The sequence below is a fragment of the Cryobacterium lyxosi genome, from assembly GCF_004403345.1.
GTDB lineage: Bacteria > Actinomycetota > Actinomycetes > Actinomycetales > Microbacteriaceae > Cryobacterium > Cryobacterium lyxosi.
This window is the reverse complement of sequence record NZ_SOGT01000017.1, coordinates 1-9,010: the sequence shown is the minus strand read 5'-3', so window position 1 is coordinate 9,010 and position 9,010 is coordinate 1. Positions and strand designations below refer to the sequence as shown.

Sequence of the window (9,010 nt, the reverse complement as noted above, 5' to 3'; positions counted from 1 at the left end):
CGCTCCCGGCTCGGTTACGCGGAGGAGGTGTCTGCTTCGAAGCTGTTCGATACCGGCGTCACCCCTGATGACACCCGACCAAACCAGCGCCGCCCTCGGCATCAAGCGGTACGTTCACCTTACGGTGAACCGCGACAGTCGGCATCGCTTGTCGACGCTCTTTGAAAAGTACACCGTGGGCGTTATTGTCCTGCTTCTTGCATACCAAATGATCACATGGGCGCGGAGTCAGATGGGAACGGCTTTGGGCCGAGGTGACGTTCACGTTCGGTTTCACGTCAGATCGTCCCGGTGGGGGTTCCCGACTGACACAGAATCGGCGTGCTCGGTCGTTGGTTGTACTGGGCCCAAGTGTGCCGCGCTGGCCGGTCCCTCTCTGAAACATCGACGTCAGCACGAAATTCTGTTCTCGACGCCTAGGTCCGCAACATGCCATCGGTGTGCCGAGGCCTTGAGGTCGGTGTTGCCCCGCGCAATAGAATCGAGAAGACGCTGCGACGAAGGAGACGAATGAACGAGCTGGAGCATCGGGTTCGGGCGCTGTGGACGTTGTTCGAGCCGATCCACGCGGTGACGTATTTCTCGCCGGAGGCGAGGGAGGCTTTCGCAGATATCGGACTCACCCGTTACTGGGACGGATACTTCGCCGGTCGCGCCGCCCCGCTCGGGGCGGTGATCGCCGCGCCGGTGGTGGCGATCTTCAGTGGGTTCGCTCCGTTCTTGGTCGAACGGGTACTGCCGGCTGTGTGGTCGACGGTGACGGTGGACCGGGTCCTTGACGCGCGGTCTCGGGGTGCAGCGGAGACGTTGCGAAACTTCGTGCCCGACGAGCGATCTGTCACCGAAGCGGCTGACGTACTTGCCCAGGCTGCGGCTCGTATCGACACCATAGGCCGACCACTCGCGGCGGCGAACAGTGCGCTGCCGGTGGAGTCGGATCCGTATCGCCGTCTCTGGCAAGCCGCGGCCACTCTTCGTGAGCATCGCGGAGACGGTCATGTGATCGCACTGGTCGAGGGAGGGATCGCGGGCATCAGCACCATCGTGTTGCGCAGCGCGGTGGACATCGACGCGACGAGCGTGCGAAAGGCGCGTGGCTGGACAGAGGAACAGTGGGCAACCGAAGTCGACGAGCTCTCGGCCCGCGGGCTACTGGCCGGCCAGGGCCAGATCACCGAAAAGGGCACAGCGGCACTCGATCGCGCCGAGCAGGTGACCAACCGATTGGCCGTCCGTCCGTGGAGCGGAGTGACCGAGGACGAGATCGCGGATGTCGCCCGAACGCTTGCGCCCATCGCAAGAGCGTGCCAAACGGTCTTTCCATTTCCCAACCCGATCGGCATGCCCCAGCCGTGGGACCCGAATCTCGACCCGAACGCGACCTCCGTCCCGACGTCGCCCCGCGCGAACTGAAAAGGTTCATCGACGGGGACGGATCATGATTCGCTTGGGGCGGATCGGCGTCCCGGTAACCGTTCCCCGCCCGGGTACGGGGTGGCCGCCGCTATGGACAGCTGCGATCCCTTCGCACCCAGCTCCCCTGAAATATCGGACTAGCAGTCCCAGTCAAGGTCACATCGATGACGCTCGGGCCAACTTCATCAATCTCGACGAGGAGGGTGCCACCGGCCATGAGAACATTCACGTGCCGTTGACCGCTTTCTAGATAGTGAGCAATAGCTGCTCCGCAGGCGCCGGTCCCGCTCGCGCTTGTCAGCCCAACTCCGCGCTCCCAAATCCGTGCATTTATGCGACTTGGCGATACTGGAGTCCACACCGAGACGTTGGTTCGATTCGGAAATTGGAGGCTGTTCTCCACCGCGCTCCCGAGGCTGGCCAGATCCAGGGCGTTAAGAGCTTCTACCGAGGCGATGCGCAACGCAGTTTGTGGATTACCGATGACGACGTGCACGGCATTGAGCTCGAGGAACCGGAGCGAGGAGCTGAGGACTCTTGCGCGACCTAGGGCCACACGACTCGTGCGCGAATCGAGAATCACGGCTGAGAGTTTTCCAGAAGGCGCGAGCACATCAAATGTTTTCTCGTTAGTCCAACCGTGACGAACCATATAGAGAATTGCCTGGCGGGTTCCATTCCCGCTTAACTCAGCGTCACTGCCGTCTGGGTTCACTATTCGAATCGAGCCAACAATGGGATTATTTTCACGCATGACTTCCAAGACTCCATCTGCGCCAACGCCGCCGTTGCGGGCACACATGGCCCGTACTTCGACTGCAGATATCGCAATCTGGCTCGAGGTACGCTCGATGATCAAGTAGTCGTTGCCCAACGAATCCCACTTCTCGAAATGCAGAAGTGGCGCATCGTCGAAAGAAGTAGAAGTCATCCGCTGATTCTTTCACGGCCGGGCCCCCAACATTTCAGCACCCGTGGCTTGCCATTAGCCAAGAATCCACCGCGATGAATGCGAACTATTCCGCAATTCGTCCTGGCCCCGGACTGAGCAGAAACGCGTTGCCTCTCCGACAGAACGTCGATGCTGGCAATGGGATCGCATTTCGAGTCGCATAGGACCTGCACGTCCCGCAGGGGGTTCCCCTGTGACACAACGTCGGTGCACTCGGCCGCCAGGTGGTTTGGCCCCAGATCTGTCGCGCTCGACGTCCGTCTTACGGGCAACAAGCCTGGGCGTTTTGCTAGGGCACCTCCGAGGTTCCCGGTAGCCAGAGGGTCATTCGGAGCCCATCTTCGGGGAGATGGAGCACTTCGTATCGTCGAGCGATGGTGTCGCCGTCCGTCGCGCGAATGTACTTGATTGAGGTGCGCCGTCGCTCGACGATGTGCTCGCTCCACCATTCCTCGAACAGCGCACTTTCCTCACGCAACTCCGCAACGAGAGCCTGAAGTTCGGGGTCGTGCAGGTTGTCGGCGTTGGCGGCCCGAAGGTGGGCGACGGCCCCGCGTGCGATCTCTTCCCACTCGAGGAAGATCTCGCGCGCGCGGGGGTTGGTCATCAGGTACCGGCAGGTGTTCCGCTGTCGGGGTGAGATGTCTGCGAAGCCGTCATAGAGTGCGAGTCCTTCTGGGTTCGCCGCGAGCATGTTGCTCAGCCGGTCTAGGACATACGCGGGGTTGGGTCGGACTGCCTCAACCAAGGTCGCCATGCGCTCGGTGAGCAAACCTTCATCCCCATGCGGGTTCGGCGCTGGTGCAGGGTTCGCTCCGCGAAGACGGTAGAGGTGTTCTGAGGCGTCGGGCGCTAGGAGGAGTGCTCGGGCCAGGGCGTCCAAGACGGCGTCGCTGGGGTGGTTTTCGCGGCCCTGCTCGAGACGCGTGTAGTAATCAACGCTGATACCTGCAGCGGTGGAGACCTCTTCTCGCCGCAGGCCGGTGACACGTCGTCGGCTCCCGCCGCAGACGGTCGGGGACTCCAGACTGGCGTCAGCGCGTCTGGCCCGAAGGAAATCGCCAAGCGCGTTGGGCACAGGCATCCTCCTCAGAATCCGCCCCGCCAGCAGGGGGGTGCAGGGCTCCTAGGAAGATTACGGTCTTCCCACCCGCCACCGTACCGTGGAGGCTTGAAAACGAAAGAATCCACGATCTGAAGGAGCTCCTGTGACGGTTTACACACACGGCTATCACGAATCCGTATTGCGGTCCCATCGTTCGCGCACTGCCGAGAATTCCGCGGCGTATTTGCTTCCGCTGCTGCGGCCCACCGATCGCCTGCTCGATGTTGGCGCGGGTCCGGGCACGATTACCGCGGATCTTTCGGGGCTCGTCGCGGAGGTCACCGCAACTGAGATTGGGTCCGACGAGTTACAGCTCACCCGGGCGACTGCGGCCGATCGGGGCACGTCCAACATCGACTTCCGGGTCGCGGACATCCATGCTCTTGAGTTCGAAGACGCGAGCTTCGACGTCACTCATGCGCATCAGGTGTTGCAGCACGTCGCCGACCCCGTGCTGGCTCTGCGCGAGATGGCTCGCGTCACTCGGCCTGGCGGTATCGTGGCGGTGCGCGATAGCGACTACAGCGGATTCTGCTGGTGGCCGCGGCTCCCCGAACTTGACACCTGGCTTGACCTCTATCGATCCGCCGCGCGCGCCAACGGCGGTGAACCTGATGCGGGACGTCAGCTGCTGTCATGGGCTCACGCTGCCGGGCTGACTGACGTCACGGCCACTTCAAGCACCTGGTGCTATGCCACCCCGGCCGAGCGTGCTTGGTGGGGAGGTATGTGGGCTGACCGCATCGTCAATTCAGCGATCGCGCGTCAAATCACCGATTCCGGCCTTGCCACCCAGATAGAGCTGCAAGAAATCAGCAAGGCATGGACGAAATGGGCAACAGACGATGACGGCTGGTTCTCAATTCTCCACGGCGAGATCATCTGCCGGGTGAAGTGAACCGCAATCGTCGTCGGCGAGGTCTAATTTCTTAGGCGCGCCGCCCCGACCAGCGGATGCCGAACCTCAGGGCCGGGGAAGTTGATTCGTCTGACCCGACGTCGGATGCCGGGAACGGTTTGTGCGTTACTGCCGAATCGCACGCTCAGGGACGTCGGTCCTCACCGACGCGATGTGTGGTGAGGGATCCTTCGGGACGACGGTGAGCGGTGGCCGCATGCTCTGTTGGCCTTTCCCGTAGAGCGTTCGGCTTACGGGAGACTGCGACATCGCAGTTCACTGAAGGCGGATTACCGAGTTCGCGGAAGATGACCAGACCGGTCATTGACAGGCTGGAAATGTCAAAAGGCAGACGATGAGCGCGCTCATCGTCTGCCTTCATGCTGGCAACATAGGTCCTTCGCGGGTTTCTAGCGGGTCCGGCGAGAGCGCAATCTCAGGGCGGAAGCGGTCACTATCATGGCCCCAACAAGTGTCGGAGCGACGCTCAGCGCGCCGAATGCCACAGCGTTGTATGGATTTAGCGCACCATTGGACGGAGACCATCCCATTCTTCCGGTTACGGCCCACACGACGACCGCGATGATGACGATGCCGGCAGTCAGACCGACTATCGGCCAGCGCCATCCAACGGCGACCGCGAGTGCACCGACGATAGCGACAATGGCCAACGTCAGAGAGTTGTTCGTAAAGTTGCCTGAGACCTGCACGGCCGCCACCACCGCAGTGACGTAATAGGTCAATGCTCCCACTACGAGACCAAGCCCCAGCGACGCGATGATCCTGGGGACAGTGCGCCGTGTTCTGCTCATCTCAGCGGACACGTTGGATTCAATCATGATGCCTCCTCACTCCAGCAGCCCGACCATCATCCCGGATTGCACGCTCCTTGTCGTATCGGTACGTGTCGACCCGCTCATCGCTATCCATCATGCTGGCAGCCTATGACCTTCGCGGCTCCCCTAGGACCCAGCTGGCGAGTCAGCCATTCTGTGACTCGCCAAATGCAACGTCAACCTGTTCCGCAAGAGGTTCGGCTTGCGGGACGCCGTAAATGCCGCGAGGTCAGGACCGGTCATGGTGAGATGCTAATTCTGTGGAATTGAACAAGAGCACCGATACGCAAGCCGTTGCCATCCGTCCGTATGGTCAAGCGGATGCCGCAGACACATTGGCAATATTCCTTGATGCGGTGACCGAGACCGCTGCCGCCGACTACTCGCCGGAGCAGATTCGAGCGTGGGCTCGGCCAGAAGCGCGAGATCTGCCCACCTGGCATGCGTCGATGCAGGAGCGGAACAGCTACGTGGCGACCGTCGATGGTGCACCAGCAGGCTTCTCCGACGTGAACCCTGCGGGGTATATCGACATGCTGTTCGTCGCCCCTCGATACCAGCGACAAGGGGTAGCACGACGACTGATCGGCCGTGTGGAGGTCTACGCGCGTAAGGCGCAGCTGACAGAACTGACATCCGACGTCAGCATCACAGCCCGCCCCTTCTTCGAGCGCCACGGATTCACCGTCGAAGCAGAACAACACCCAGTGAAGGGCGGCGTGCCGCTGACCAATTACAAGATGAAAAAGAAGTTACTCGGCAGCGCGGTGTGCCTGAGCGGGCAGCTTGTTTGCCACACCCAGGACCAGGCGGACACTGTCCGGGATCATCTACCACTGCACCTTGCCCTGACCCGCGCTGAACCGGGATGCCGTTCGTTTAACGTCACCACGACGAGCAATCCACTGATGTGGCAGGTCGAGGAAAGCTTCGAGCACGCAGCTGCCTTTGAAGCTCACCGGGAACGTGTCGCCAGCAGCGAGTGGGGTCAAGCTACCTTAGGGATCGAACGGCGTTACACGCTGATCGGACTCTAGCCGCTCGGCCCGGCTTAGCTCCTGCTCCTGCTCCTGCTCCTGCTCCTGCTCCTGCTCCTGCTCCTGCTCCTGCTCCTGCTCCTGCTCCTGCTCCTGCTCCTGCTCCTGCAGCGGGACTCTAATTTGTCCCGGTCAGGGTTCGGCTTACGGGCGGCCGGCGCTGCTGGGTGCGTACTCTGTGGAAAGCTGAAAGCGTGGAGTACGACAACGCAATCGACACGCTGATCGCATGGGCGCAGAACAGCGAGAACGTGCGCGCGATGGTGATGACTGGTTCCGCAGCCGCGCACGAGACGCATCCCTTGTCGGATCGCGATATTGAGATCTATGCCACGGATCCGACACCGCTCCTTGCAGACGATTCCTGGTGGGATCAACTTGGGGAGGTGCTCGTTGTCGAACGCTTGGCAACCCCCGGTTGGCACCCGGCCCGCTTGGTTTACTACATCGGGGGCAAGCTGGACCTGACCGTCATCAGGGCTGACGCGCTTTCGATGATCCGCCATGAGCGGCCTTTCACCTTCCTCGTGGATAAAGACGGTCTTTCCGGCTCACTGTACGTTGCTGCGGTGATGTCTTCATTGCCCGACGAGGCGGCATTTCAGGAGCGACTGAACTGGGGGTACGCGGCTGCACTGATGTGCGCGAAGGCAATCGTCCGAGACGAGCCGTGGTCATGCAAGATTCGAGACAGAGACCTGAAAGCGTCACTCCTGACCCTTATTGAGTGGGATCATTGCGTGCGCCACGGTCTTGACTACGACGTGCGCTTCCTGGGGTCCCGCATGCGGCAATGGATGGACGCCGACGTGCAGCAAGCGCTTGAACAGTGCTGGGCACATTTCGACGTCGTGGACTCTGCCAGGGCTTTGCGCGCTTCGATCGCCTTGTTCGCCAGGCTTGGCAGGCGTCTCGCGGACGGCCTTGGCTTCCGGTCCTTCAACCACGACCGCGTCCACCGCGAGGTCGAAGTCATCCTCGCCATGCAGTCGGGTGCCCGTTAGAGGATCCGCTACTGGAACGTAGCTGTCCCGAAAGACGTTCCGCTTACGGGCGTCTCAGTTTGGACGTCGACACGGTTGGCTTCACGCGATTCGGTCACCGCTGAGCGTCCGGCTTACGGGCGTCTCCAGAGTGCGGGACCGGTGCGATCTTCGAAATTGACCTGTGGTGAGGTCGTTACCTACCGGGAGTAGCGTCTGCGGCCACCTTTAGCGCCTCTGCGGCTTCTTTCACGAGGCCAGGCAGTTCGGCAGTCTTGACCTCCGCCCCATGCTTTGACGCGTCGCGGTGGGAGAACCTAGAAAGTACGTTCTTGACAAGAACCGCATCCCCGAGCTCGACGCGTGCCGCAAGCCTTATCTGATCCGCGGAGTTCGCGTAGAAGGGGGCCAACGCCTTCAACGACAACGCTACGTCTTCGGCGGTATCCGCTTCGCGGAAATGGCGACCGGCCTCGCGGAGAAGCAAGGCGCCGAAGGCACCAATTACGATTGCAATGGAGGCTCGTAGAATTCCGCCCCCTGGGGAAATATCGAAGTTCTCAATGATGGCTTCGCTGACAATATAGAAGCCAATCCCTCCCGCGAAGATGAACGCCGCCCATGCGCCGGCGCGAACCCATTGGGCTGCTTTACGCTCGCGTTTGGCGCGCCCGTACCAATCTGCTGCACTCAGATCGCCGGCCGCGTGCTCGGCCAGCGCTTCTCCCGCTCTGGTCGTCGCCGCGAGCGTGGCGATGCTGTTGAGAGCTTGTGTGTCGTGCTCCAAGTCTGTCGCCTTACGTTCCCGATCCCAGACATCGAGCACTGCCTCCCACTCTGCCCGCATCTCCGACTCGGCGGACTGGCTAACGGCGGCGATTGCCTCGCGCTCGTTCTGAATCACGGTTCGTAGTTGATTAACCTCGGCGGTGACCTTAGTTAGTTCGTCCAGTCGGTCGCGCAGTGCTTTCTCGGTCTCGGAGAGACGTTGGTCAATCTCACCGAGCCGCTCGCTGCGTGCGTCGACCTCCTTATCCAGGAGATCGACGTAAGCGGCTTTCAAATCCTTGGGAGGAGGCAACGGCAGGTCCCTAAGCGAATTCTCGAGCAGCTGGTAAGCCTGACCGTTCTGGTTACGGTATGCGAGGAACTGTCGAAAAGACGCTGTGTCTACGGGAAGCTGATTGAGCGCGGCGCTGAGCTGGTCGAGGGCACTTAGATAGAGCGCTGGCTGCCGAGCTACCCGCGTCTTGAGCGACTCGTCGAGCCACTCAATGATGTCCTTCCGCGCCTGCTCCGACTCCGCATCATCGAACCTAGCCGCGTTTAGCGACTCTCTCTTGAGCTGAAGAGTCTCCCACACCGGATGCTTGCTGTAACGCTCATAGCCCGTTGCCAAAGCACGGCCCCCCATTTCAGTCAGATGCTCCAACCAGCGATTGAATCCGCTGGGATCGAGCACGCCGATCAGTCTATTAGGAGCCCCGACCGGGAGCTGGCTGTCACCTTAGGCGAGACAAAGCGGATTCCTCGTCACTCTCCGCTGAGGCCCACACAGTTGACGTGGGAGGGAATCTCGTTGTTAGCTGATCCCGCCCGTCGCGGGTTCCCAAGTGACACAGCATCTTCTTGCAACGCCGGTGGGTGGATTGGTTGCAGACCTGTCGCGCTGGAGGTCCCCCTTGCGGGCTCAGATTTCGGCACGTCGTTTCTGATCGGCGCCTTGACGTGACCGTGGTTAGAGCGTTCTCGATCAAAACGTCATTCCGATATCAAACCCTCT

General features: G+C 61.2%; 8 protein-coding genes. 4 read left to right on the top strand and 4 right to left on the bottom strand.

Annotated elements, in window-relative coordinates:
• Positions 1 to 510: 510 nt before the first annotated feature.
• A complete protein-coding gene (locus E3T27_RS15505; RefSeq protein ID WP_134573861.1) occupies positions 511 to 1,413 on the top strand; it encodes an SCO6745 family protein in 903 nt (300 codons plus the stop codon).
• A gap of 91 nt (positions 1,414 to 1,504) precedes the next feature.
• Here E3T27_RS15505 and dapF read toward each other — a convergent pair whose 3' ends face one another.
• Positions 1,505 to 2,347 (bottom strand): diaminopimelate epimerase, encoded by an 843-nt coding sequence (gene dapF, locus E3T27_RS15500; RefSeq protein ID WP_134573859.1) that lies wholly within the window; start codon positions 2,345 to 2,347, stop codon positions 1,505 to 1,507.
• A gap of 310 nt (positions 2,348 to 2,657) precedes the next feature.
• Positions 2,658 to 3,446, bottom strand: coding sequence for a helix-turn-helix transcriptional regulator (locus E3T27_RS15495; RefSeq protein WP_166786241.1), 789 nt, complete (start codon positions 3,444 to 3,446; stop codon positions 2,658 to 2,660).
• Positions 3,447 to 3,576: 130 nt separating this feature from the next.
• On the opposite strand from E3T27_RS15495, the gene E3T27_RS15490 reads away from it, so the two are divergent.
• A complete protein-coding gene (locus E3T27_RS15490; RefSeq protein ID WP_134573855.1) occupies positions 3,577 to 4,371 on the top strand; it encodes a class I SAM-dependent methyltransferase in 795 nt (264 codons plus the stop codon).
• A gap of 410 nt (positions 4,372 to 4,781) precedes the next feature.
• Here the strand turns inward: E3T27_RS15490 and E3T27_RS15485 are convergent, their stop codons facing one another.
• Positions 4,782 to 5,210 carry a hypothetical protein gene (locus tag E3T27_RS15485; protein WP_241992288.1) on the bottom strand — a complete coding sequence of 143 codons (429 nt, stop codon included), beginning with the start codon at positions 5,208 to 5,210 and terminating at the stop codon, positions 4,782 to 4,784.
• Between the two features lie 263 nt (positions 5,211 to 5,473).
• Between E3T27_RS15485 and E3T27_RS17095 the strand changes: the two genes are divergently transcribed.
• Positions 5,474 to 6,244 (top strand): GNAT family N-acetyltransferase, encoded by a 771-nt coding sequence (locus E3T27_RS17095; RefSeq protein WP_241992287.1) that lies wholly within the window; start codon positions 5,474 to 5,476, stop codon positions 6,242 to 6,244.
• A 194-nt stretch (positions 6,245 to 6,438) separates the two neighbouring features.
• A complete protein-coding gene (locus tag E3T27_RS15475; protein WP_134573853.1) occupies positions 6,439 to 7,248 on the top strand; it encodes an aminoglycoside 6-adenylyltransferase in 810 nt (269 codons plus the stop codon).
• Between the two features lie 175 nt (positions 7,249 to 7,423).
• On the opposite strand, the gene E3T27_RS15470 is transcribed toward E3T27_RS15475, so the two are convergent.
• Positions 7,424 to 8,689, bottom strand: a complete 1,266-nt coding sequence (locus E3T27_RS15470) for an AAA family ATPase (RefSeq protein WP_134573851.1) — start codon at positions 8,687 to 8,689, stop codon at positions 7,424 to 7,426.
• Between the last annotated feature and the right edge of the window lie 321 nt (positions 8,690 to 9,010).

Excerpts from the sequence above, each read along its gene's own strand:
- E3T27_RS15505 (WP_134573861.1), top strand. The coding sequence starts at position 511 with ATGAACGAGCTGGAGCATCGGGTTCGGGCGCTGTGGACGTTGTTCGAG.
- dapF (WP_134573859.1), bottom strand. The coding sequence starts at position 2,347 with ATGACTTCTACTTCTTTCGACGATGCGCCACTTCTGCATTTCGAGAAG.
- E3T27_RS15485 (WP_241992288.1), bottom strand. The coding sequence starts at position 5,210 with ATGATTGAATCCAACGTGTCCGCTGAGATGAGCAGAACACGGCGCACT.